The following is a 23143-nucleotide window of genomic DNA, read 5'->3' as shown; positions in this document are numbered from 1 at the left end:
TTTGGAAAAATAGATTAATCTAAATAGTTCGAGTGTTTGATAAATTGGGAGGGGATACAGATATGAAGATAACGACGTATCAACAGAAGAGTCCTTTAAAACAAGAGTGTGAGGATTCATTTTTTTGTAATGAAGATAAAATGATTTACGGTGTATGCGATGGAGCAACACCGTTAGTTCCATTTTGTGATGAAGAAGGACATAATGGAGCATACATCGCTTCACATTTATTTTCAAGTCATTTTACTTCGCTACGAGAGATCAATAGTTTACAAGATGAAGTTGCAAAGGCGAATGAATTATTGCAAAACAAGATGCTAGAGTACAAGGTTGATACGAGAAAAAAAGACCATCTTTGGTGTACATGTATTGCAGCAGTTCAAATAGAAGGCGAAAAACTTGAATATGCACAGTTAGGTGATTGTATGATCGTTGCAATACTTCAAAATGGAGCGATGAGAGTATTAACGAAAGATACGGTTCAAGGAATTAGTAAACGTGCAAAAAAGAAGAGAGAGGAAGATAGAGAAAAGGGATTATCTATACCTGAGGAACACGTTTTTCAAGATGTTCGGGAGCAGTTAAAATACAATCGCTATCTTGCAAATATGCCAAACGGCTACTCAGTTGCAAATGGGATGAAAGAAGTTATGGATTATTTACAATATGGTGAATTACAGGTAGGTGAAGTAAGTGGGGTTTTTATTTGTTCAGACGGATTGTTTCACCCCGAGTGGTCGTTAGAACAAACTGTAGCATATATAAGAAAAAATAGTATAAAAGAATATGTAGCAATCATTGAAAGGTTAGAAGGAGAAAATAGAATAAGACCAGATGATAAAACAGTTATTATGATCGATTTGTAAGAGGAGGATGTTCATATGGAAATTAAATGTGCAAATTTAACATTTCAAAATGAGTTAGTTCCTTTAGAAAAAGTAAATAAACTGATCATCCACCATACGTCAGAAGATGGCTGGGATGTGTATAAAACTCACGAATTTCATCAAAAGGTAAGAGGATGGAGCGGGATTGGTTACAATTATTTTATTGAAGAAGATGGAACTGTAGTCGAAGGACGAGGTTTACATATTGGAGCACATGCGAAAGATAATAATAGTGATACAATTGGAATATGTATGACGGGGAATTTTGATAAATATGATCCAACTACTGCACAAATGAATTCATTATATTCTTTATGTAAAATGTTTATGAAGCAGTTTGCCATAGAGAAAGGAAATATACTCGGCCATAGGGAGTTAGAAGGGGTTACAAAAACTTGTCCAGGAAATCGCTTTTCTATGGTAGAGTTAAGAAAAGTATTATCTTAAATATAGAGGAGTAACGAATGATGATGAACATAAAAATACCGACTGATAAAAAAGAAGAGCTTGTAGCACAAATTCAGCAATTTTTCGTTGAAGAAGATTTAGATGAAATTGGACGTTTCCAAGCAGAACGTTTAATAGAGGAAATGATTAAATTAGTTGGACCATTTGCATACAATCAAGCAATTGGAGATGCAAGAAAGCTTGTAAGTGAGAAATTAACGAATATTGAAGAAGATTTGTATGTGTTAGAGAAGAATGAGGGTAAATAAAAAGAGCTATTTTGGTCGTCTTCCGTCAATTATAAAATAAGTATATGCCACGGCTTTTTTCCGATGTTTTGTTTGGAAAAGGCCGTGAAATTGTTTTTGGACATATAAAATAAACCTCTTTTTTTCCAAAAGGGACCCTAGAATTAAAAAAACGTTATTCTTTCTAAACAAGCTAGATGAGAAAGAATAACGTTTTTTTTGATTGAGATTAAAAATATATTATCTTAATTTTATCTTTTTTTAATAATTTATTTATGGGCAATTTATAGTTGCTATTTATAATTCCTATATATAACAGCTACGGATACTACGAAAAAGAACTTTGGAGGTGTAACCAATTAGCTGTAATCAAAATTTAAAACATGAATTGCTCACATAGAATCTTCTTTTGGAAGATAAGTGGTGTAATTCTTTGTTAAATGAAGGAAGGGATTGGGAAGCTATGAATAAAACAATTTTAAAAACATGTATCATATCAGCAGTTTTAGGTGGAAGCCTATTAAGTGAAAAAAATGGAGAGGTGAAAGCAGAGGAGGTTACACCACAAACGAATCATACTGGTGTATTCAAAGATGTTCCAAAGGGGCACTGGTCATATGAGGCGATTCATCAATTAACAGGTGAGAAAATTATTTTCGGCTATGATGATGGAAGATTTGGTTTTGGAGATAACGTAACACGCGAACAAGTTGCAGCTTTAATGTATCGTTATTTTAATATGGCAGAAAACAAAAATTATCAGAACCCATATGGGGACGTAAGCGAAGATTCGACAAGCTATATAAAGGAAATCTTGTCTTTAACAGAAATGGGTGTTTTTAAGGGTGATGAGTATGGGAACTTTAGACCGAAGGCATCCTTAACACGTGCAGAAATGGCACAGGTTCTTACAAATGCTTTTCATTTAAAGGCAAAGAGTGATCATACTTTTAATGACGTTTCAACGAACTCATGGGCAAGAAATGCAATTAGTGCTGTTCAAACAAATAATATTGCAAAAGGAGTAGGAGGAGGGGAATTCGCTCCAAGTATGGATGTGACGCGTGAACAGTATGCACAATTTTTATACAATGCAATACAAGAAACTCAACAAACGAAAGGGCAGCTACTAGCTAGTATACTTGGTGAAACAAACTGGAAAGGGACAAAAGTCTATGACAAAGATCATAATGATTTAACGAAAGAAAATCAAAATTTCATCGGGCTTGCAAAATATGATGCTAAAACTGCAAGGTATGAATTTTTTAATGCAAATACAGGAGAGAGTCGTAATGATAGCGGTACCTTTTTTATAACCAACGATGGAAAGAAAAGAGTGTTAATTTCTGAAACGCAAAATTATCAAGCAGTTGTTGAATTAACGCAATTAGACAAGGAGAAATTTACATATAAAAGAATGGGGAAAGATGCAAAAGGGAACGATGTAGAAGTATTTGTTGAGCATGTTCCTTATCAAGAAAAAGAGCTTTCTTTTACCCGACCTGATAAAAATTTAGAAAGCTCGACGGGTAAAATAGTTACAGACGTTGATGGAGATGAAATCTTATCTAGTACTCTATGGAACGGAACAGTGGTATTAGATGAACAGGGTAATAATGTAACAAACTACAACTCTAACTTAATCAGTCTAGCAAAATATGATAAAAATACAAATAAATATGAGTTTTTCAATATGAATACAGGGATAAGTCGTGGGGATTATGGTTTCTTCGATGTTGTACATGACAATAAAATAAGAGCTCACGTTTCGTTAGGAAATAATAAATATGGTGCGGTCCTTGAACTTACAGAGTTAAATAAAGATAAATTTACGTATACAAGAATAGGGAAAGATGCGAATAGAAAAGATATAAAAATCTTTGTTGAGCATGAACCGTATACAGGTGACCTAAAACCAAATTTCACAAAATAAGATGTAAAAGTAATCTTATACTCTAGCAAAGGCATTATGTTAGAAAATGTTAGTAAGGAAAAACCTGAGTGATTAGGATTAGGTAATTATACAATAGAAGTAAAATAGTTCTTTATAGACAAATAGATGCCTTGAGGCATCTATTTGTCATTTTAAAATGATCTTATGGGTAAATGTAAAATACAAACTCTCTTACTTTCTCGGTTGTATTTTCATTTTTGAGTAGCTGACAATCTTCTCAGATCTAGTAACTTACTACTTGCACGACCATACATCGTGGCTCTTTTTTATTTGTTCTCTTTATATTCATGTATTTTCTCTTTTACATTACCGACAGTATCTTTAGCAGTGCCTTTCACCTTATCCCATTTTCCCTCGGCTTGTAATTTTTTATTGTCAGTTACTTTCCCGACAACTTCCTTTACTTCACCCTTTACCTTATCAATGGCACCTTCTACTTTTTCTTTTAAACCATGATCATGTTTAGTCATACATTTCTCCTCCTTGTAGTTTGAGTAGAATTCTCTTTTCATATTGCAAGTTGAATGATGTATCTAGTAATAGCGTAACAAATTTATTTCGAATATTCAAATGAGTAACAGGATAGAAAGGTAATTGTCATAAAATGTATACATTCGTAATGGAAAGAAAAAGAAAGTTAATTATATGTCTTTCGCAGTCCATATTGATTTTGTATAAGCAATTTTCATATGGGCACGTTCCATATTATTTTGACTGCCGCTACCAAATCGAGCTTGTCCAACTATTAAATTGCAATTGGATGCAACAGCGGTCTCAATTCGTTTTTGAATTAATGCGGTATGACAACCTTTACGTTGAAATTCTGGCAAAGTAGCAGAAGCAGCTAATGAAGCAACACCTTTATTTATATAAAGTACCCCTATACTAGCAGGAGTGTTTTGAACTTCGGCTATGAAAAAATACCATCCTGGTTTATTGTAAAGAATTTCGTTATTTTGGTGCACACCATATTTTGTAAAGGATGGCATGTTAAATCCACGTACATATATGTCTGCAAAAATATCAAATTCATTTTCTTTTAGTTGGCGTACTGAAATGTTAGAAGGCAGCAGCGATGAGTCTTCTCTTGGTAAACTATATAAAGCGGTATGGAAGTTAGATTGATAAAAATTTTTTTGAGATAAGTATTGAAATAATTCAGTTGTACCTTGCGCTGGTGTAATTTCAAAACGGCAAGGGATTTGTAGTGATTGATAATAAGCGATGATTTCATCTATCTCATCTGTATTTGTAAAGGTAACGCCTTTTACTGTGTTAAAAGCAGGACCAGCAATTATTTTTGATGAAAAGGCAGTGGCACTCCCGAACTTTTTCGTTTGTACTTGCATTGGGTTGCCGCTTATTGTTTGTAGTGCCTCTAATCTAGAAGAAAGCATATGTATTTCTGCGTTTTCAATTTCTTGTGCTGTATTGACTGTCATAATTGTACTCATACGATTCCTCCGTCAATTAATATAGTTCATAGTACATATACGATTTTTCTTCTGAGATTCCTGTTGAAATGTAAGAGAATAAGAGGTTTTTTGGAAGGGAAATGGAAGCGAACTGTCGAAGGGAGTGGAAACAGATTAAAGGTGGTGCTCTCATGAAACAGAAAGACGTGCAGACATGCTCTCATTGCGGTTCTCAAAACATAGGAGAAGGTGAGTTTATCGGTTATGCACAAATACGGAAAAAGGAAACGATGTTCACATCTTCACCAGTGGATGCTTATATTTGTACAGATTGCGGGAATATCCTTTCATTAAAGGTACGGAATTATGAAAGGTTTAAGCAGAAGCCGCTATGATTGTTGAGAAGTGGTCATATCCAGCGTTGTATACGAAACGTCTTATATTAAGGGAAATTAATATGAGTGATATTTTACATATATATGAGTATGCCTCAGATAAAGAAATGTCAACGTATACAGTATGGGATGCTCATCAATCGTTACATGACACACAAAAATATATAGAAGAAATTGTGAGTCAATATGAGAAAGAAAAAGTAGCTCCCCTTGGAATTGTATTAAGAGAGGAACAAAAACTCATAGGGACTTGTGGATTTATAAAATATGATGTAACTGAACATAAAGCGGAAATTGCATACGCCTTATCACGAAAATATTGGGGTAGAGGATTAGCTACCGAGGCGGCTTCAGCTTTTTTTAGCTATGGTTTTAATGAGTTACGTCTTAATAGTATTGAAGCAGGATGTAATTCAGAAAATGAAGCATCTGAAAAATTAATGAAACGTTTGAATATGGAATACGATTGTACAATTCAAAAGGATTTGTTCATTAAAGGTAAGTATCGTGATACGAAAAGGTATTGTATATCTAGGAAAAGATATATGAATCAATGAAATATTTTATATTGAAAACTCCTTTAATTGAATAAGGGGGTTTTTGTTTTGTGTATAACAATAATTACCTTTAATTGTTATAATTGGTTATTGATAAATATTGTTTTTCTTAATACCACAATCATAGAAGAAAACTAGCTAAATCGTATACAAAACCGCTATATAACACAATCGCAACCGTAAGTTGACAAAGTGCAACCACAGGAAGATAGAGATAAGAGCAATGTTTACATACAATTTAGTTAAGAAAACAAAGGGGGACACACATATGGAATTTGGTGAGAAGCTTTTTAAATTAAGAAAGGAAAAAGGCCTTTCTCAAGAAGCGTTAGCTGAGAAATTAAACACAACAAGACAAGCGGTTAGTAAATGGGAAAATGGTCAAGGTTTTCCTGAAACCGAAAAACTAATAATGATTGGAAATGTATTTGAAGTATCTCTTGATTACTTATTAAAAGAAACTGCTGAGCAAAGTAATGAAAAGGAAAATGGTTATTATGTAAGTAAGGAAATGGCGGAAGGGTATATAGTGTATGGGCAAAAAATTTCTAAATATATCGCATTAGGATTTAGCTTCCTTATTTTATCTACAATACCGTATTTATTATTTAAAGAAAATGCAACAATGTCTACATTCCTTGTCATTATCATTGCTGTCCTTGGAATTGGAGCGATGATGGTACCTGTAACGATAGAAGAGAGTCGATACAATGTATTAAAAAAAGAAGAATTACTATTTGATCAAAACTTTCTAAAAGAATTGACAAAAAGATATGAAGTAATTAAGAAGAAGTATGCTGCAGTAATGATCGTTGGATTTTGTTTTATAGCAGCAGGAGCGATACCATTTTTATTTGAGAAAAAGCATATCACTTCAGGAGAATTAGTGCAGTATTATCCGTACTGTGTTGTACTTATTGCTATTGGAGTCTATCTTTTTGTTCGTGTTGTAGGAGTGTGGGAGATGTATCGAATTTTAGTAGAAAATAAGGAATACAGTAATCGTTTTATTTTTAAAATGAAAAAGAAAGTAAGAAAAAAGGTAGATAGTTTATAAAAAATAAAAAACATGTTTCGAATCAATGTATTCAAAACATGTTTTTTATCGTTCTGAATTATTTCCAAAGGAATAATTCAGAAAATACAGAAAAAATATCGTAATTATTTGTAGAAGTCTGTTATAATATACAGAAATGAAAACGCTTTAAAGGGGGATATAACCAATATGATGATGAATGTACCGCTAACAATTAGTTCTATGATGGAAAGAGCAGAAAAACTGTTTTCAAAGAAAGAAATTGTTTCACGGACACATGACACAGTTACGACATTAACGTATAAGCAGTTAGGTGAAAGGACGAGAAGGCTTTCTAGTGCGTTAAAAAAATTAGGAATTAAAGAAGGCGAGCGTATAGGAACGTTAGCGTGGAATCATCATCGACATGTGGAAGCGTATTTTGCTATTCCTGGTATTACTTCCGTTTTACACACAATTAATATTCGTTTATCTCCTCAACATATTTCATACATTATTCAGCACGCAGAAGATCGAATTCTACTTATAGATGAAGATCTCGTACCACTTGTTGAAAATATTCAATCACAATTATCAACTGTACAAGCCTACATTATTATGACTGATAAAGATGAACTTCCCAATACTACGCTAGAACCTGTATATCATTATGAAAAGCTATTAGAAGAAGGCGATCCAACTTTCCAATTTGTAAAAGATATTGATGAAAATACACCTGCTGGTATGTGTTATACGTCAGCGACTACAGGAAACCCAAAAGGTGTTGTATATACGCATCGTAGTACTGTATTGCATTGTATGGCACTCGGTTTAGCGGATACAGCTGCTTTATCGGAAAGTGATGCGGCGATGGCAATTGTACCGATGTTCCATGTGAACGCTTGGGGGCTTCCTTTTGCAGCTACTTGGTTTGGAACTAAACAAGTTCTGCCAGGACCAATGTTTACTCCAAAAATTTTATTAGAGATGATTCAAGCTGAAAAAGTAACGATAGCAGCAGGTGTGCCGACAATTTGGCTCGGTGTATTACAAGAGTTAGAAAATAATAGTTACGATTTATCTAGTATAACGAGAATATTATGCGGTGGTGCAGCTGCACCGAAAAGCGTTATTAAAGCATTTGAGCAAAAATATAATGTTCCTTTCGTACATGCATATGGTATGACTGAAACAAGCCCACTCGTAACACTTGCACGTTTAAAAAGTTATGAAACAGAATTATCATATGAAGAGCAATTAGAAATCCGCTCAAAACAAGGATATCTTGTCCCTGGTGTAGAGATGAAAGTAGTCGGTACAAATGGTGAAGTGAAGTGGGATGGTACTGAGATGGGAGAGTTATGTTTACGAGCACCTTGGATCGCTGAAAGCTATTATAACGATGATCGTACTGTCGAAGGATTCCGAGACGGTTGGTTATATACTGGTGATGTTGTTACAGTTGATGAGGAAGGCTGCGTGAAAATTGTTGATCGTACGAAAGATGTTATTAAAAGCGGGGGAGAATGGATTTCTTCAGTGGATCTTGAAAATGCTTTAATGGCACATGATGCTATATTTGAAGCGGCTGTCGTTGCAATTCCTCATCCGCAGTGGCAAGAACGCCCAGTTGCCTGCGTTGTTCAAAAGAAAAATAGTACGGTTACAAAAGAAGAAATATATGAGTTTTTAAAACCGCAGTTTGCGAAGTGGTGGTTACCAGATGATATTGTATTTATGGAAGAAATACCGAAAACATCTGTTGGGAAGTTTTTAAAACAGGCACTTCGAAAAGAACTTGAGCATTTGCATAAAGAGAAATAATTGAATTTATATTTGTAAACCAATATTAAAAATAAGTTGACAAAAAGCTAGTGAAAAGATAATATAACTCCTATAATATGTTACCTAAAAATCATTTTAAGTTTACAAATAGGAGAAGCAAATATGAATACAAAAAACTTAGTTTTCGTCGCTTTATTTAGTTCTATTATGGGAGTGTTAGGATTAATACCCCCAATTGCTCTTGCTATTACACCAGTTCCGATTACATTACAATCACTCGGTGTTATGCTTGCTGGTGGATTGTTAGGATCACGTCTTGGTGCGTTAAGTCAGCTTATTTTCTTACTTATAGTTGGAGTTGGAGCACCATTACTTGCTGGTGGACGCGGTGGTCCAGGCGTATTTGTTGGGCCAAGTGCAGGATATTTACTTGGTTATATCGTTGGAGCGTTTGTCATTGGTTATTTAATTGAGCGTTTACGTGAAGTTTCTATAATAAAGGTATTATGTATTAATATAATTGGTGGTATTTTCGTAGTTTATGTATTTGGTATCATTGTCCAAGCTTTCGTAATGGATATTTCCGTATGGGAAACGATGAAAGTAAGTGTCGCATTTTTACCAGGTGATTGCATAAAGGCGACTATAGCAGCGATTCTTGTGACAAGATTACATCGCTCATTGAAACATATTATTACGCCTGCTTTGAAGAATAAAAAAATTACAAATGCAGGGTAAGAAAAAGGAGAAACACGTTACTTGCGTGTTTCTTTTTATTATTTTGTAAAGAAAGGACGTCTCATATGGGGATTACAAAAGAATATAAAAAGTATGCCTCTTTACAACCAAATAAAATAGCGATTAAAGAAAATGATAGAGTATTAACATATAAAGAATGGTTTGAGTCAGTGTGTAAAGTAGCAAACTGGTTGAATGAAAAAGAATCGCAGAATAAAACGATAGCAATTTTATTAGAGATTAGTATGGAATTTTTACAACTATTTGCGGGTTCCGCTATGGCTGGATGGGTTTGTGTGCCACTAGATATAAAATGGAAACGAGATGAACTTAAAGAAAGAATAGCGATTAGTAAACCGGATATTATTGTGGCGGAGCAGTATAGGCTTAGTGATATATCGTGCGAAGAAGGAAGGATTATTGAGATTGAAGAATGGAAAGAAATGATTGAGAACTATCTTCCTGCATATCATTCTGTAGAAAATGTACAAAACGCTCCTTTTTATATGGGATTTACATCAGGATCGACTGGAAAAGCAAAAGCGTTTTTACGTGCTCAACAGTCGTGGGTACATAGTTTTGATTGTAATGTACATGACTTTCATATGAAAAAGGAAAATTCTATTTTAATAGCTGGGACGCTTGTTCATTCTCTTTTCTTATACGGGGCAATAAGTGCATTGTTTTTAGGGCAAACGGTACACATAATGAGAAAGTTTGTACCAGTTCAAGTGCTATCTAGTATAAGGATAGAGAATATTTCTGTAATGTATACAGTTCCTACAATGCTTGAGTCTTTGTATAAAGAAAATAAAGTAATTGAAAGTGAAATGAAAATTATTTCGTCAGGAGCCAAATGGGAAGCTGAAGCAAAAGAGAAGATGAAGAATGTGTTTCCTTATGCAAAAAGATATGAGTTTTATGGTGCGTCTGAGCTAAGCTTTGTAACGGCATTGGTTGATGAAGAGAGTGAAAGAAAACCGAATTCAGTAGGGAAACCTTGTCATAATGTACAAGTTCGAATATGTAATGAAGCAGGAGAAGAAGTACAGACAGGTGAGATAGGAACTGTGTATGTGAAAAGTGATCAATTTTTTATGGGCTATGTATCGGATGGAGCTATAATCCCGCAATTGTCCGAAGGTGGCTGGATGACAGTGCAGGATGTGGGCTACCAAGATGAAGAAGGCTTTATATATATTGTTGGTAGAGAGAAGAATATGATTTTATTTGGAGGAATCAATATTTTCCCAGAAGAAATAGAAAGGGTATTACAGACACATCCAGCTGTTGAAGAAATAGTTGTGGTTGGTGTAGAAGATAGTTACTGGGGTGAAAAGCCTGTCGCTATCGTAAAAGGAAGTGCTACAAAGCAACAATTAAAAAGTTTTTGCTTACAACGATTATCATCTTTTAAAATACCGAAAGAATGGTACTTTGTTGATGAAATACCTTATACAAATAGCGGGAAAATAGCTCGCAATGCAGCAAAAAGTATGATTGAAAACCGGGAGAAGATATATGAATAGGGCGGTTATTGTAGAAGCGAAAAGAACACCTATTGGTAAAAAAAACGGGATGTTGAAAGATTATGAAGTTCAGCAATTAGCAGCACCACTTCTTACGTTTTTAAGTAAAGGAATTGAGAGAGAAATAGACGATGTTATATTAGGGAATGTTGTTGGACCGGGAGGTAATGTTGCAAGATTATCTGCTTTAGAAGCTGGGCTTGGTTATCATATACCTGGTGTAACGATTGACCGGCAATGCGGAGCTGGATTGGAAGCAATTCGTACTGCGTGTCATTTTATTCAAGGGGATGCAGGTAATTGTTATATTGCTGGGGGCGTAGAGAGTACAAGTACGTCACCTTTTCAAAATAGAGCGCGGTTCTCACCTGAAACAATTGGGGATCCAGATATGGGATTGGCGGCTGAGTATGTTGCAGAGCAATATAACATAACAAAAGAGATGCAAGATGAATATGCTTGTCTTAGCTATAAAAGAACGCTGCAAGCATTAGAAAAAGGATATATACAAGAAGAGATATTACCTCATTATTTTAATGGATTATTAGATGAATCTATAAAGCGGGAAATGAATTATGAAAGAATGATTAAGAGAACGAAACCTGTATTTTTACAAAATGGAACGGTAACAGCAGGTAATTCGTGCGGTGTAAATGATGGAGCATGTGCTGTTCTTGTAATGGAAGAGGGGCAAGCACAGAAATTAGGGTACAAGCCAGTTCTTCGTTTCGTTCGTAGTGCTGTAGTTGGCGTGGATCCAAATCTTCCAGGGACTGGTCCGATATTTGCGGTGAACAAATTATTAAACGAAATGAATATGAAAGTAGAGGACATCGATTATTTTGAAATAAATGAAGCATTTGCTTCAAAAATTGTTGCTTGTGCAAAGGAGTTACAAATTCCTTTTGAAAAATTAAATGTAAATGGTGGAGCAATTGCGCTCGGTCATCCGTACGGTGCATCTGGAGCTATGCTTGTGACACGTTTGTTTTATCAAGCACAAAGAGAGCATATGAAATATGGAATTACGACGTTAGGAATTGGTGGTGGAATAGGGCTTGCGCTATTATTTGAGAAAGTAGAAAACTAGAAAGGGACTAGTTTTCTACTTTTTGAGGAACATAAGCATTACTACCAGGTTTTGCTTTTATTTCATTCCAAGCAGCGATAGCATCAGCTTTTGATTTCCCTTTGTTATTTGGATCTTCGAAAAAGTCGCGAGTGAAACGATTGTATTCAAACTGCGCGCTGATAGTTGTTTTGTATGTAGGATCTTTTTTTCGTTCGTTTTCTTCATACCAAAACGTTATCGCGTCTTCATATGTTTTTCCAACATTCTCTTTAAAAAATTTTGAAGAGCTACTGTAAAGCGGAAGTTTGCTCCGATTTTTTCTTTGAAAAAAGCACGAACATCTTCGCTACAGCGGTGATTGTTAGTAATAATCGTTTGAAGAGAAAGTTCTTTATAAGAGAGGGAAGCTTTACTCACCTTTTGACTAGAGCTGTTTTTTAATATTTTACCAGTATGTAAATAATGTGAGATACGCTCGGTTATTTCAATCTTAGAGCCACTAGCTGACAAACCATGCTCACGACAAAATGTTTGGAGTTCTGCTTTTAACCAATAAAAGTTTTGGAAATCTTCAAGTGATATAGACTTTGTTAAAGGTGGACGCATAGATGTAACAACTTCTTTCTTCCATAATTTTCTTTAATTATAAAACATATGTTCTTTTTGTGGAAGGATTAATTTGTAAATATAACGGGAAGAGGAGATTACATATGGAAAGTGTAATGCAAGTTCGTGTTACGGGAATTTTAATTGAAGATGAAAAAGTATTGCTAGTAAAGCAAAAAGTTGCTAATCGCAATTGGTCTTTACCTGGGGGAAGGGTAGAGAATGGTGAAACGTTAGAAGAAGCGATGATTCGAGAAATGAGAGAAGAAACAGGATTAGAAGTTAAAATTAAGAAGCTACTCTATGTTTGTGATAAACCAGATGCTAGTCCATCTTTATTACATATTACGTTTCTGCTTGAAAGGATTGAAGGTGAAATTACGCTACCTTATAATGAATTTGATCTTAATCCAATTCATGATGTACAAATGGTAGTGATTAAAGACTTAAGTCATTATGGTTTTTCGGAAACTTTTATAACTCTTATAAGTGAAGGTTTTGTAAGTGCAGGGAGTTATCAAGGCTTGAAACAAAATATAGGCCTGTAAATAATTGAAGGATAGCCGTTAGCTACCCTTCATAAACATGTTTTACACTGCTGACTGTAAAGAAGAAACAAGTTGATTTAAAAACTCATCTCTACTCATAATTGCTTTCCCACCGCCACGAGCACTCTTTTTATTTCCTCCGCCTTTTCCTTCAATAGAAGGGAGGGCATCTTTTAAAAGAGCATTCATATCGAGTGTCACTGCTTTACCACAAGCAAGAATACATTGTAATTTGTCCTCATTTTCAATAACGAAGTATGTAATTGCGTGTTCTTGTTGTTCTGTAATAATGGCAGCTAGTTTTGCGACTTCTTGCATAGAGCGATTTGTAAATGCTCGAGAGATAAGTGTTCCAGCATGTATTTCTTCCGATTGTTGTAATAGTTCATTTGCTTCTACAAATAATAGTTTTTCATTCATTGCTTGTATTGCCTTTTCGTTTTCTTTTTGAGAGGTAAGAAGTTGTGCTACTTTTGCTGGAATATCAGTTTCGCTACTGTTCAATTGCTTAGAAACATCGGTTAATATTTGTTGATGTTGTCCCATTAATTTAAGAGAACGCCAACCAGCTATAAATGTTAAGCGTATACCACCTTTATTGCGCTCCCATCCTAGTACTTGAATAGGACCTACTTCACCAGTGTGTTTCGGATGCGTTCCGCCACAGCCGTTGTAATCATAATTTGCGATAATAACAACGCGTATATTTTCTGTCATAGTTGGTTCTTTGCGAAGGGGTAATGCTTTGGCCTCTTCTAAGTTCATCCATTTAATACGAATAGGGTGGTTTTCAAAAACAATTTGATTAGCAATTTGTGCGGCCTTCTCAACAGTTTCTGTAGAAAGATTGGCAGTTTCTAAATCAATGGTTATAGTTTCTTTTCCAAGATGGAACCCGATCGTCGGTATGTTAAAGTGATCCCAAAAAGCAGCGGATAAAATGTGCTGAGCCGTATGTTGTTGCATATGGTCAAAACGGCGCTCCCAATCTATTTTACCCTCTACTTCTTCTGTATGTAATTGTTCTATTATGAAATGACGAATTTCTCCATTTACTTCTTCAACGTTACTTACCGGAATACCATTTAAAGTTCCAGTGTCATGTGGTTGTCCGCCGCCTGTTGGATAAAATGCAGTTTCATTTAAGACAACATATAAGTTTCCTTCTGTATCATGCTCTTGTTTTATAACTTTAGTAGTAAAGTCTTTCTTATAAGCGTCGATGTAATATAATTTTTTCTCCAATTTTCTTTCCCCTTTCGTGTTAGCTAGTTTCATTGTAAAGCAATTGAAATTAGTTTCCTAATATTTCAGAAGAAAGAAACTTTTTTTAGAATTTTCTTGCTATAATAAGAAGAAAATGCGGGGGGGAATGAAAATGCCATATGAAAACGGCGTAGATAAGTTGCTTAGTTTAAGCAGAAATATTTCCGAATTATATCGAGAATTAAATGAGATGACCCGGATTTTAACGGATTGTAATCGAGAAAGTGTGAAATTTGATCGGTTATATGTAAAGGAGTTACTTTGGAAAAAAGAAGATGTCATAGAGAAGTATGAACAATTACTCGTCCAGCTTTGTATTAATGAATGCTTTGATTTAAAAAGTGTAATTACTGGCGAATATAAGTATACATATGAAGAAGTAGAAAGCATTGTTTTAGAATTTAATGAAAAGTATAATGTAGCTATTTTGATTAAAGATGTTTGTAAAGAACTACAGTTTACATACGGAATTGATATGGAAATAACGAGAACAGCTCGGGTATAAACATCTCAAGTATAGAAAAAGGAAAAAGAAAGCAGATCCTTTGCTTTCTTTTTTTATGTAAGAAAAGGGAGAGTAGGTTTAAAGATGAAGGGGAAGTTACAAAATATTCATCCACTTGGAATGAGTATCATTATAGGGACATTATTTGCTAGGTTTGCAACTTCAATGAGCATTCCTTTTTTAGCGATTTATTTAACGACTGTTAAAGACGTATCGGCTGGAATGACCGGTGCTATCATTGGAACGAGTGCGCTTGTTGGAGTGTTAGCTAGTTTTATTGGAGGCAATTTATCGGATCGATTTGGTCGAAAGATGATTATAATATGGTCCATGATTGTTTGGGTGTTTGTATTTATAGGATTTTCAGTTGCAGATCATGTTTTGAGTTTCTTTCTATTAAACGCTTTGAATGGATTATGTCGTTCTTTTTTTGAACCGACATCAAGAGCTTTATTATCAGATTTAACGAAACCAGAGTATCGTTTACTCGTATATAATTTGCGTTACGGTGCAATAAATGTTGGAGTAGCGATGGGTCCACTTGTTGGATTACAGATTGGAAGTGCAAAATCAACGATTCCTTTTTTAGTAGCCGCTGGAGTGTACATTTTATATACAGTTATATTAGCGTTTCAATTTAAGAAATATCCACTTGATAATAAGAAAGTAACTACAGAAAATCCGGTCACAATGTTAAGTGCGGTTCGGATTTTGCGAAAAGACATAGTATTTTTAGTTGCTTTAGTCGGAATCATTTTGAGTAATAGTGGTTTTTCACATTTAACGACGACACTATCTCAATATTTTGCAAACGCACATATATTTCAAGATGGAGTAAAGTTGTTCTCATATATGCTAACTTTAAATGCGGTTACAGTAGTAGTTATTCAATACCCTGTTATTCAAATGTGTAAAAAATATACGCCGTTAGCATCTATTATGGTTGGAACGTTATTTGTGAGCGGGGGATTGTTTGGATTTGGACTAGTAGAATCTATGTTAGGGGCTGCTATATGTACAATTATTTTTACATTCGGAGAAGTATTAATGTTTTCAATGACAGATGTATTTATTGATGAGATAGCTGTTTCACATTTGAAAGGGACATATTTTGGAGCTATGGGCTTTTCAGGAATTGGAGTAGTAATTGGTCCTTGGTTTGGCGGGATACTTCTCGATCATTATGGATATCAAAATGGCTTTATAGTATTTTTAATATTAGCTATATTTTCAAGCATAGCGTTCCCAGTTCTTTTAGTGACAAAAGGTTTAATGAAAAAAAGATATATTAGAAATTCTAAAATAGAAATACATGCGAAATAACATGAGCCCGAGCAAATTAAAAGGTTGCTCGGGCTCATGTTTGTGTTTATAGTAATCCTTAATTTGAAAAAAGAACTTTCTTTTCATGTTTATTGGCAACTTCGTTTTTGGAAATATGAATGGCTAAATATCCATTCTCTAAACAGGCTAGCATCTTGTTATAAATGATATTAGTAGGTAAAGGAACAATCCGCTGTAAAGAAGTGTTTTTATAAAGTATACAAATGTTTAGGCCTGTCTCCATCTTTTTAATGAGTACATTTTGTGCAGTTGCATTTGGTACATCTGTTTCCAAAATGTATTCTTGTTCTGTTTCACAAAGGTCAATATGAATTTGATTTGGAAAACTAAAGTTACTACAAGAATCAGAACAAAATTGATCCATCCATTCTTCGAAACCATCAACATGAAAAAGACAATCCTTCTTTTTCTTGCCCATGAAAGACACCCTCCGTAAAATCTCAATTCATACTATGTTATGCATGAATGAAATAGAGGTGAAGAACAAATAGAAAAATATAAACATTTTATGTGAAAGATACAGTGTGTGTGAATACTTTTGCTTTACATATCATGATGTGCATGATTTTTTTGACGTGAATGATTACGATTTTTAACTTTGTGAGATCCACTTAAAGGTTCGGGCTGTCCAGAAGATTGCCCTTTTTTCTCGTTTTGACGATTAGATTGATTATTGTTTTTACCCATTGTATTTTACACCTCCTCTCCCTATTTAGAATGAGAGAAGTTTGCGAATTTATACGAGAATGTTTTTTGAGAAACGGGTAAAGATAAGTAGGACTAACTCATATAGGAAGGGGAAAATGTTATGCCATATCATAAAGATAAGCAACAGGCTTTTCAGGCTGCGCAGCAAGGGGTTGTTCAAGCGGAAAATATATTCAATAATATTGTGAAAAATGACCCGAATTACGGCCATGATTTAAAAGAGTTACGCCAAGAAGTGCAAGAGGCGTACGAACAGATTCAAAATGCACTTGAAGTAGTATCAGAAACGCAGCGTCCACAACTTGAGCAATATGAAAGTAATCTCCAAAATATTATGCGAAATGTAGATCAAATAGAAAAGTGAAAAAGGTTGTTGTGAATTCAACAACCTCATTACTTTTAGTGCTACTATGCTGAAACGAAAAATTATTCTATCAATTTTTTCTTTAATTTGTGCAGTACATATATTTCAAGTGGACAAAGTGGAAGCTAAAATGTTGTTAAGAAAAGAGCTAGAGCCAACTGGCTATGTAACATGGGAAGTGCCAAATAATGAAAAAATTATCGCAATTACATTTGATGATGGACCGGACCCAACTTATACACCGCAAGTATTAGAGTTATTACGTCAATATAAAGCGGAAGCGACTTTTTTTATGATTGGCTTTCGAGTTCAGCGTAATCCGTACTTAGTAAAGCAAGTGTTGAAAGAAGGGCATGAAATCGGAAATCATACGATGAATCATTTGTATGCGAGTAATTCATCAGATGAAAAATTAGAACATGATATTTTAAATGGAAAGAAATATTTTGAAAAATGGGTGAAAGAACCTTTATTGTTCCGTCCGCCAGGTGGATATATTAATGATGCTGTATTTACTACGGCAAAAAAAGCTGGGTATCAAATTGTTCTATGGTCATGGCATCAAGACCCTCGTGATTGGGCGAATCCAGGTACAGAATCCATAGTAAATCATGTTGTGAAAAATGCTAAAAGTGGAGATATTGTACTGTTGCACGATGGAGGAAGTGATCGTAGTCAAACAGTGGCGGCATTAGCAAAAATTTTACCTGAACTGAAAAAGCAGGGTTATCGATTTGTAACAGTTTCGGAGTTGTTACGTTATAAACATTAGAGAAAATCCCAAAAGGTATACCTTTTGGGATTTTTCGTTACTGATTCTTTTTTCGTTTCTTATTATTTTGTCGCTCTGCCGGAGTTAAAGGTTCATTTGCGAACTCTTCATTATAGCCAGTTCCTTGCCCTTGGGCGGATGCAGCATTCATTCCTGAAATAATATGATTGGCTTTTCTTTTACCCATTTTTCTCACCTCTATAATGTTTTTTATAGACGAACCATGAGTCGTTCATAGCATATATGAACGTAAAGTAAAACGCTGAAAGAGTGCTTTACTTTATAGTAATAGTATTAATAAAGAGCATGGACACTATTCAAATTTAGAAAGATAAAGAAAACTTATGATAATCCATAAGTTTCTTATTATTTACTTATTTAGAAAGTTGTAATAAGATATTATCGTAAGGTATTGAAAAGTTTGTCTACATTTTATATTCAGACAAATTAGTCACGTTTAACAGGGGGGAAACATAATGGTCAAACATAATCCATTTCAATCACGTGCAACTTTTGAACTAGATGGAAAGACGTATCATTATTATCAATTGAAAGCGCTTGAAAACGCAGGGGTTGGCAACGTATCTCAATTACCATATTCCGTGAAAGTTTTACTTGAATCTGTACTTCGTCAAGTAGACGGACGCGTAATTACAGAAGAACATGTTACAAATTTAGCGAAATGGGGAACGAAAGATGTTCAAGATATCGATGTTCCGTTTAAACCATCTCGCGTAATCTTACAAGACTTCACAGGTGTTCCAGCTGTTGTAGATTTGGCTTCGCTTCGTAAAGCAATGGCAGATATGGGCGGAGATCCTGATAAAATTAATCCAGAAATTACTGTAGACCTTGTAATTGACCACTCTGTACAGGTTGATAGAGCGGGTACAGCGGACTCGCTTGCATTCAACATGGACTTAGAGTTTAAACGTAATGAAGAACGTTATAAATTTTTAAGCTGGGCACAGAAATCATTTGATAACTACCGTGCAGTTCCACCAGCAACAGGTATTGTACACCAAGTAAATCTTGAATATTTAGCACCGGTTGTTCATGCGGTGAAAAATGCTGAAGGTGACTTAGTTGCATACCCAGATTCATTAGTTGGAACTGACTCACATACAACAATGATTAATGGTATTGGTGTTCTTGGATGGGGCGTTGGTGGTATTGAAGCAGAAGCAGGAATGCTTGGACAGCCTTCATATTTCCCAGTACCTGAAGTAATCGGTGTGAAATTAACTGGTACACTTCCAAGTGGTACAACAGCAACTGATGTTGCATTAAAAGTAACACAAGTGTTACGTCAAAAAGGTGTAGTTGGTAAATTTGTTGAGTTCTTCGGTAGTGGACTAAAGAGCATGCCTTTAGCTGACCGTGCAACAATTTCAAATATGGCACCAGAATACGGTGCAACTTGTGGATTCTTCCCAATCGACGATATTTCATTAGAATACTTACGTTTAACAGGTAGAGATGAAGAGCAAATTCGCATTGTTGAAGAATATTGTAAAGCAAACGGTTTATTCTATACAGCAGATAGTAAAGATCCAATCTATACTGATCTTGTTGAAATTGATTTAAATACAATCGAATCTAACCTTTCTGGACCGAAACGTCCGCAAGATTTAATCCCGCTTTCAAATATGAAAGAGGAGTTCCATAAAGCTGTTGTAGCACCAGTTGGAACACAAGGACTTGGATTCAATGAGCAAGAGTTTGATAAAGAAGTGAAAGTTACATTGAAAGATCAAGAAGTAACGATGAAAACAGGTGGAATTGCAATCGCTGCAATTACAAGCTGTACAAATACGTCAAATCCGTACGTGTTAATTGGAGCAGGGTTAGTTGCGAAGAAAGCAATTGAAAAGGGACTTAAAGTACCTGGTTACGTAAAAACATCGTTAGCACCAGGATCTAAAGTTGTTACAGAGTACTTAGATAAGTCTGGTTTAACAACGTATTTAGATCAATTAGGTTTCCAAACAGTTGGTTACGGCTGTACGACTTGTATCGGTAACTCTGGTCCATTAGCAGAGGAATTAGAAGAAGCAATCGCAGCAAATGATTTATTAGTAACATCTGTTTTATCTGGTAACCGTAACTTTGAAGGTCGTATTCATCCACTTGTAAAAGCAAACTACTTAGCATCACCACCACTTGTTGTGGCATATGCACTTGCAGGTACTGTTGATATTGACCTGAAAAATGATGAAATCGGTAAAGATGTAAATGGTAATGCTGTTTACTTTAATGATATTTGGCCAGCAGCTAAAGAAATTGAAGATGTAGTTCAAAGTGTTGTTACATCTGAATTGTTCAAAAAAGAATATGCGCAAGTATTTAACAGCAATGAGCGCTGGAATGAAATCCAAACTTCAAATGAAGCTTTATATACTTGGGATAATGATTCAACATACATTCAAAACCCACCGTTCTTCGAAGGATTATCTAAAGAGCCAGGTGAAGTTGAAACGTTATCAGGTTTACGCATAGTTGGTAAATTTGGTGATTCTGTAACGACAGACCACATTTCACCAGCAGGTTCAATTGGTAAGCACACGCCAGCTGGACGTTATTTACTAGAAAACGGCGTACAACCAGTCGACTTTAACTCTTACGGTTCTCGTCGTGGTAACCATGAAGTTATGATGCGTGGTACATTTGCAAACATCCGTATTAAAAACCAAATCGCACCAGGAACAGAAGGCGGATATACAACATATTGGCCAACTGGTGAAGTAACATCTATCTATGATGCTGCTATGAAGTATAAAGAAGATGGCACAGGCCTTCTAGTTATTGCTGGTAAAGACTACGGTATGGGAAGTTCTCGTGACTGGGCTGCGAAAGGTACAAACTTATTAGGTATTAAAGCAGTAATCGCAGAAAGCTTCGAGCGTATTCACCGCAGTAACTTAGTGTTAATGGGCGTATTACCATTACAATTTAAAGATGGCGACAGTGCTGAAACATTAGGTCTTGTTGGTGACGAGTCATTTGAAATTCAAATTGACAAAACGGTTAGACCACGCGATCTTGTAAAAGTAGTTGCAATCGATGCAGAAGGAAAAGAGAAGCAATTTGAAGTAGTAGCTCGTTTCGATAGTGAAGTTGAAATTGACTACTACCGTCACGGTGGTATCTTGCAAATGGTTCTTCGTTCGAAAATCGAAGAGTCTAAAGTGTCAAACTAAATAATTGAAATGAATGATAAGGAAGCTAACATTTGTTAGCTTCCTTACTTTATGTACAGAGGGAAAGGGATGAAACCACTTGGTTTCATTCCTTTCCTTTTATTATGCAAAATTGGGGGAATGACAATGAATGAGTATAGAAGAATAATGTTGCCGCTGTTGCAAGAAAAGCTATTGCTAATTAGTGCGATTTGTAGCGGAATAGTAGCTGCCATTTTAAATTTATCCCGTCCGCTATTTATGGGGCTAATTGTAGATAACCTTATTCAGCGGGAGTTAAAAGGTACGTATGTATATATTGCTTTGTTTGCGGGGAGCCGCTTTTTGATGTGGGTGAACAATCTGTTATTTGATTATGTAAGCTCAAAAGTAAGTCAGCGAATATTACGAGAGAAGCGTATAGATGTATTACGTCATTTTTTCTTATTACCATTTGAAGAAAGTGAGAAGGTAAAACAAGGGGAGTTAGAAACATTAGTCGTTTCTGATATTCCGAATTGGATAAGGTTATATGGATCTATATTAATAGAATACATCCACGCCATTGCACAATTTATTGGTGCGCTCATAGCACTACAACATATAGATATACAGTTCATATGGTGGGTAGCGCCGTTTTTATTTTTCAGTGCAATTGTTCCAATGCTTATGGGGGGAAAAGTAAGAAATATTGCAAGTATTGCTCAAAAAAATCAATCAAGTGTTGTAGAGATGATGTCACAGTTTGTAAAAGGTATACAAGATTTACGTAGTTTACAAAAAGAAAAATGGGCAATTCATTTGTTTAAAGGAGTGACGGCACAATCTTATAAAACAGAAGTAAGGAAGACGATGATACAACATTGTATTGGGATAGTTGGAACGGTAATAGAAACAGGAGCATATATAGTTGTTCTTAGTATAGGAGCAAAAAAAATAATAAAAGGGGATATGGAAGTCGGTTCGCTTGTGGCGGTATTAGCTACAATTGAGATGTTATTTTTCCCCGTTCGTTATGCGAGTGATTTATTGATGATGACACAAGTTGCTATTGCTTCGGCAAATCGAGTTTTTGGCTTTTTAGATATACCGGCTGAATACAGAAATGTAGAAAGAGCGATGGGAATGAAATTAACAAATGTTTCATTTCAAGAGAACGGTGAAGAGAGATGTAGAATTAAAAATATACATTTGCAAATTAATCCTGGCGAACTCGTTATTATTGTGGGGGAAAGTGGTGCAGGAAAAACGACGCTTTTAAAATTAATCACGGGTTTATATAAACCATCTAATGGTAGTATTGCTTATTACGGTAATAAAGCTCGTATGACTACCATATGGCAGGAACCTCGTTTTTTTCGGACGACAGTAAAAGAGAATATGTATTTTGGGGAAGGGGTCTTAGAAAAACAGTTAGAAAAAAATATTGAACTTGTAAATGCGAAGTCAATTATTAGGAGTTTATCTAAAGGGATTCAGACTGTACTACATAAAAGCGGTGAAGAGTTTTCGGGAGGAGAGAGAAAGCGTCTTGCGTTATTGCGAGCGATTGTATCAAATCCGAATCTCATTATTCTAGATGAACCGACTGCGGGATTAGATCTGAGCAATCAAGAAGTGGTTTGGAATATGCTTAAAGGGCTAGGGGGGAATGTAACGAGAATTGTGACGACACATGATGTTGAGAGGGCGATGATAGCGGATCGAGTTGTGGTCATGAAGAATGGAATTGTTGTGGAATGCGGGGATCCTAGAGAATTATTAACGTGTAAGTCATTGTTTAAAGAGATGCTAATAAAAAGATAAGAG

General features: G+C 35.2%; 24 protein-coding genes and 1 pseudogene. 18 read left to right on the top strand and 7 right to left on the bottom strand.

The features are described from left to right. Positions 1-62 precede the first annotated feature (62 nt). The 4 genes from B5P40_RS19320 (at position 63) to B5P40_RS19305 (ending at position 3515) form a co-directional block, all read left to right on the top strand. Positions 63-866, top strand: a complete 804-nt coding sequence (locus tag B5P40_RS19320) for a protein phosphatase 2C domain-containing protein (RefSeq protein WP_113709662.1) — start codon at positions 63-65, stop codon at positions 864-866. A gap of 15 nt (positions 867-881) precedes the next feature. Further along, positions 882-1334, top strand: a complete 453-nt coding sequence (locus B5P40_RS19315; protein WP_012261413.1) for a peptidoglycan recognition protein family protein — start codon at positions 882-884, stop codon at positions 1332-1334. A gap of 17 nt (positions 1335-1351) precedes the next feature. Beyond that, entirely contained in the window at positions 1352-1603 is a 252-nt protein-coding gene (locus B5P40_RS19310) for a DUF2164 domain-containing protein (RefSeq protein ID WP_002087817.1), read from the top strand. Between the two features lie 442 nt (positions 1604-2045). Further along, complete coding sequence (locus B5P40_RS19305; RefSeq protein WP_113709735.1) at positions 2046-3515, top strand: DUF4822 domain-containing protein; 1470 nt, start codon at positions 2046-2048, stop codon at positions 3513-3515. A 287-nt stretch (positions 3516-3802) separates the two neighbouring features. Here the strand turns inward: B5P40_RS19305 and B5P40_RS19300 are convergent, their stop codons facing one another. Together B5P40_RS19300 and B5P40_RS19295 are read right to left on the bottom strand one after the other, a co-directional pair. Beyond that, the gene (locus tag B5P40_RS19300; protein WP_002033531.1) at positions 3803-4006 is read right to left on the bottom strand and encodes a CsbD family protein; all 204 of its coding nucleotides are present in this window, start codon (positions 4004-4006) and stop codon (positions 3803-3805) included. A 171-nt stretch (positions 4007-4177) separates the two neighbouring features. Further along, positions 4178-4990, bottom strand: coding sequence for a GNAT family N-acetyltransferase (locus tag B5P40_RS19295; protein ID WP_113709661.1), 813 nt, complete (start codon positions 4988-4990; stop codon positions 4178-4180). Positions 4991-5142: 152 nt separating this feature from the next. Here B5P40_RS19295 and B5P40_RS19290 point away from each other — a divergent pair, with 152 nt between their 5' ends. From B5P40_RS19290 to B5P40_RS19260, 7 genes are all read left to right on the top strand, one after another. Then, complete coding sequence (locus B5P40_RS19290) at positions 5143-5346, top strand: hypothetical protein (protein WP_033708017.1); 204 nt, start codon at positions 5143-5145, stop codon at positions 5344-5346. Next, positions 5343-5903, top strand: a complete 561-nt coding sequence (locus B5P40_RS19285; protein WP_002014262.1) for a GNAT family N-acetyltransferase — start codon at positions 5343-5345, stop codon at positions 5901-5903. The genes B5P40_RS19290 and B5P40_RS19285 overlap by 4 nt, the downstream gene beginning before the upstream one ends. Before the next feature lie 268 nt (positions 5904-6171). Beyond that, the gene (locus B5P40_RS19280; RefSeq protein WP_309252107.1) at positions 6172-6960 is read left to right on the top strand and encodes a helix-turn-helix domain-containing protein; all 789 of its coding nucleotides are present in this window, start codon (positions 6172-6174) and stop codon (positions 6958-6960) included. A 168-nt stretch (positions 6961-7128) separates the two neighbouring features. Continuing rightward, complete coding sequence (locus B5P40_RS19275; RefSeq protein ID WP_002128516.1) at positions 7129-8742, top strand: long-chain fatty acid--CoA ligase; 1614 nt, start codon at positions 7129-7131, stop codon at positions 8740-8742. A 123-nt stretch (positions 8743-8865) separates the two neighbouring features. Next, positions 8866-9441 (top strand): biotin transporter BioY, encoded by a 576-nt coding sequence (locus tag B5P40_RS19270; protein ID WP_002014265.1) that lies wholly within the window; start codon positions 8866-8868, stop codon positions 9439-9441. 65 nt (positions 9442-9506) lie between these two features. Further along, a complete protein-coding gene (locus B5P40_RS19265; RefSeq protein WP_113709659.1) occupies positions 9507-10970 on the top strand; it encodes an acyl-CoA synthetase in 1464 nt (487 codons plus the stop codon). Then, the gene (locus tag B5P40_RS19260) at positions 10963-12060 is read left to right on the top strand and encodes an acetyl-CoA C-acyltransferase (RefSeq protein WP_002192725.1); all 1098 of its coding nucleotides are present in this window, start codon (positions 10963-10965) and stop codon (positions 12058-12060) included. Before B5P40_RS19265 ends, B5P40_RS19260 begins: the two co-directional genes overlap by 8 nt. Positions 12061-12067: 7 nt before the next feature. Here the strand turns inward: B5P40_RS19260 and B5P40_RS19255 are convergent. After that, positions 12068-12648, bottom strand: a pseudogene (locus B5P40_RS19255) (DUF6434 domain-containing protein). Positions 12649-12752: 104 nt separating this feature from the next. Here B5P40_RS19255 and B5P40_RS19250 point away from each other — a divergent pair. Further along, complete coding sequence (locus B5P40_RS19250) at positions 12753-13196, top strand: NUDIX hydrolase (RefSeq protein ID WP_113709658.1); 444 nt, start codon at positions 12753-12755, stop codon at positions 13194-13196. Between the two features lie 42 nt (positions 13197-13238). Here B5P40_RS19250 and B5P40_RS19245 read toward each other — a convergent pair whose 3' ends face one another. Further along, a complete protein-coding gene (locus tag B5P40_RS19245; RefSeq protein WP_148312556.1) occupies positions 13239-14441 on the bottom strand; it encodes an alanyl-tRNA editing protein in 1203 nt (400 codons plus the stop codon). Between the two features lie 133 nt (positions 14442-14574). Between B5P40_RS19245 and B5P40_RS19240 the strand changes: the two genes are divergently transcribed. After that, positions 14575-14967, top strand: coding sequence for a hypothetical protein (locus B5P40_RS19240; RefSeq protein ID WP_002137716.1), 393 nt, complete (start codon positions 14575-14577; stop codon positions 14965-14967). An 84-nt stretch (positions 14968-15051) separates the two neighbouring features. Further along, complete coding sequence (locus tag B5P40_RS19235) at positions 15052-16290, top strand: MDR family MFS transporter (RefSeq protein WP_002192727.1); 1239 nt, start codon at positions 15052-15054, stop codon at positions 16288-16290. 58 nt (positions 16291-16348) lie between these two features. On the opposite strand, the gene B5P40_RS19230 is transcribed toward B5P40_RS19235, so the two are convergent. After that, positions 16349-16729, bottom strand: a complete 381-nt coding sequence (locus tag B5P40_RS19230; protein ID WP_002087791.1) for an Hsp20/alpha crystallin family protein — start codon at positions 16727-16729, stop codon at positions 16349-16351. A gap of 125 nt (positions 16730-16854) precedes the next feature. Continuing rightward, on the bottom strand, positions 16855-16998 hold the full coding sequence (locus B5P40_RS19225; RefSeq protein WP_002014281.1) for a small acid-soluble spore protein P: 144 nt from the start codon (positions 16996-16998) through the stop codon (positions 16855-16857). A 121-nt stretch (positions 16999-17119) separates the two neighbouring features. On the opposite strand from B5P40_RS19225, the gene B5P40_RS19220 reads away from it, so the two are divergent. Together B5P40_RS19220 and pdaB are read left to right on the top strand one after the other, a co-directional pair. Continuing rightward, positions 17120-17383, top strand: coding sequence for a hypothetical protein (locus B5P40_RS19220; RefSeq protein WP_113709657.1), 264 nt, complete (start codon positions 17120-17122; stop codon positions 17381-17383). A 46-nt stretch (positions 17384-17429) separates the two neighbouring features. After that, complete coding sequence (pdaB, locus tag B5P40_RS19215) at positions 17430-18155, top strand: polysaccharide deacetylase family sporulation protein PdaB (protein ID WP_002066634.1); 726 nt, start codon at positions 17430-17432, stop codon at positions 18153-18155. A gap of 37 nt (positions 18156-18192) precedes the next feature. On the opposite strand, the gene sspO is transcribed toward pdaB, so the two are convergent. Continuing rightward, on the bottom strand, positions 18193-18342 hold the full coding sequence (gene sspO, locus B5P40_RS19210) for a small acid-soluble spore protein O (protein WP_002033549.1): 150 nt from the start codon (positions 18340-18342) through the stop codon (positions 18193-18195). A gap of 289 nt (positions 18343-18631) precedes the next feature. On the opposite strand from sspO, the gene acnA reads away from it, so the two are divergent. Together acnA and B5P40_RS19200 are read left to right on the top strand one after the other, a co-directional pair. Next, positions 18632-21355, top strand: coding sequence for an aconitate hydratase AcnA (gene acnA / locus B5P40_RS19205; protein ID WP_061676017.1), 2724 nt, complete (start codon positions 18632-18634; stop codon positions 21353-21355). Between the two features lie 69 nt (positions 21356-21424). Then, the gene (locus B5P40_RS19200; protein ID WP_113709656.1) at positions 21425-23140 is read left to right on the top strand and encodes an ABC transporter ATP-binding protein; all 1716 of its coding nucleotides are present in this window, start codon (positions 21425-21427) and stop codon (positions 23138-23140) included. Positions 23141-23143 lie beyond the last annotated feature (3 nt).

It is taken from the genome of Bacillus sp. SRB_8 (assembly GCF_003264205.1).
Classification (GTDB): Bacteria; Bacillota; Bacilli; order Bacillales; family Bacillaceae_G; genus Bacillus_A; species Bacillus_A mycoides.
The sequence above is the reverse complement of the archived record's forward strand: the minus strand, read 5'-3'. Positions and strand labels throughout refer to the sequence as shown.

What these genes read in the sequence shown, in the direction of transcription:
- B5P40_RS19225 (WP_002014281.1), bottom strand. Translation starts at nt 16,998, where the DNA reads ATGGGTAAAAACAATAATCAATCTAATCGTCAAAACGAGAAAAAAGGG.
- B5P40_RS19230 (WP_002087791.1), bottom strand. Translation starts at nt 16,729, where the DNA reads ATGGGCAAGAAAAAGAAGGATTGTCTTTTTCATGTTGATGGTTTCGAA.
- B5P40_RS19320 (WP_113709662.1), top strand. Translation starts at nt 63, where the DNA reads ATGAAGATAACGACGTATCAACAGAAGAGTCCTTTAAAACAAGAGTGT.
- B5P40_RS19260 (WP_002192725.1), top strand. Translation starts at nt 10,963, where the DNA reads ATGAATAGGGCGGTTATTGTAGAAGCGAAAAGAACACCTATTGGTAAA.
- B5P40_RS19250 (WP_113709658.1), top strand. Translation starts at nt 12,753, where the DNA reads ATGGAAAGTGTAATGCAAGTTCGTGTTACGGGAATTTTAATTGAAGAT.
- B5P40_RS19315 (WP_012261413.1), top strand. Translation starts at nt 882, where the DNA reads ATGGAAATTAAATGTGCAAATTTAACATTTCAAAATGAGTTAGTTCCT.
- B5P40_RS19280 (WP_309252107.1), top strand. Translation starts at nt 6,172, where the DNA reads ATGGAATTTGGTGAGAAGCTTTTTAAATTAAGAAAGGAAAAAGGCCTT.
- B5P40_RS19295 (WP_113709661.1), bottom strand. Translation starts at nt 4,990, where the DNA reads ATGAGTACAATTATGACAGTCAATACAGCACAAGAAATTGAAAACGCA.
- B5P40_RS19235 (WP_002192727.1), top strand. Translation starts at nt 15,052, where the DNA reads ATGAAGGGGAAGTTACAAAATATTCATCCACTTGGAATGAGTATCATT.
- pdaB (WP_002066634.1), top strand. Translation starts at nt 17,430, where the DNA reads ATGCTGAAACGAAAAATTATTCTATCAATTTTTTCTTTAATTTGTGCA.
- sspO (WP_002033549.1), bottom strand. Translation starts at nt 18,342, where the DNA reads ATGGGTAAAAGAAAAGCCAATCATATTATTTCAGGAATGAATGCTGCA.
- B5P40_RS19310 (WP_002087817.1), top strand. Translation starts at nt 1,352, where the DNA reads ATGATGATGAACATAAAAATACCGACTGATAAAAAAGAAGAGCTTGTA.
- acnA (WP_061676017.1), top strand. Translation starts at nt 18,632, where the DNA reads ATGGTCAAACATAATCCATTTCAATCACGTGCAACTTTTGAACTAGAT.
- B5P40_RS19285 (WP_002014262.1), top strand. Translation starts at nt 5,343, where the DNA reads ATGATTGTTGAGAAGTGGTCATATCCAGCGTTGTATACGAAACGTCTT.
- B5P40_RS19200 (WP_113709656.1), top strand. Translation starts at nt 21,425, where the DNA reads ATGAAACCACTTGGTTTCATTCCTTTCCTTTTATTATGCAAAATTGGG.
- B5P40_RS19270 (WP_002014265.1), top strand. Translation starts at nt 8,866, where the DNA reads ATGAATACAAAAAACTTAGTTTTCGTCGCTTTATTTAGTTCTATTATG.
- B5P40_RS19305 (WP_113709735.1), top strand. Translation starts at nt 2,046, where the DNA reads ATGAATAAAACAATTTTAAAAACATGTATCATATCAGCAGTTTTAGGT.
- B5P40_RS19265 (WP_113709659.1), top strand. Translation starts at nt 9,507, where the DNA reads ATGGGGATTACAAAAGAATATAAAAAGTATGCCTCTTTACAACCAAAT.
- B5P40_RS19300 (WP_002033531.1), bottom strand. Translation starts at nt 4,006, where the DNA reads ATGACTAAACATGATCATGGTTTAAAAGAAAAAGTAGAAGGTGCCATT.
- B5P40_RS19220 (WP_113709657.1), top strand. Translation starts at nt 17,120, where the DNA reads ATGCCATATCATAAAGATAAGCAACAGGCTTTTCAGGCTGCGCAGCAA.
- B5P40_RS19290 (WP_033708017.1), top strand. Translation starts at nt 5,143, where the DNA reads ATGAAACAGAAAGACGTGCAGACATGCTCTCATTGCGGTTCTCAAAAC.
- B5P40_RS19275 (WP_002128516.1), top strand. Translation starts at nt 7,129, where the DNA reads ATGATGATGAATGTACCGCTAACAATTAGTTCTATGATGGAAAGAGCA.
- B5P40_RS19240 (WP_002137716.1), top strand. Translation starts at nt 14,575, where the DNA reads ATGCCATATGAAAACGGCGTAGATAAGTTGCTTAGTTTAAGCAGAAAT.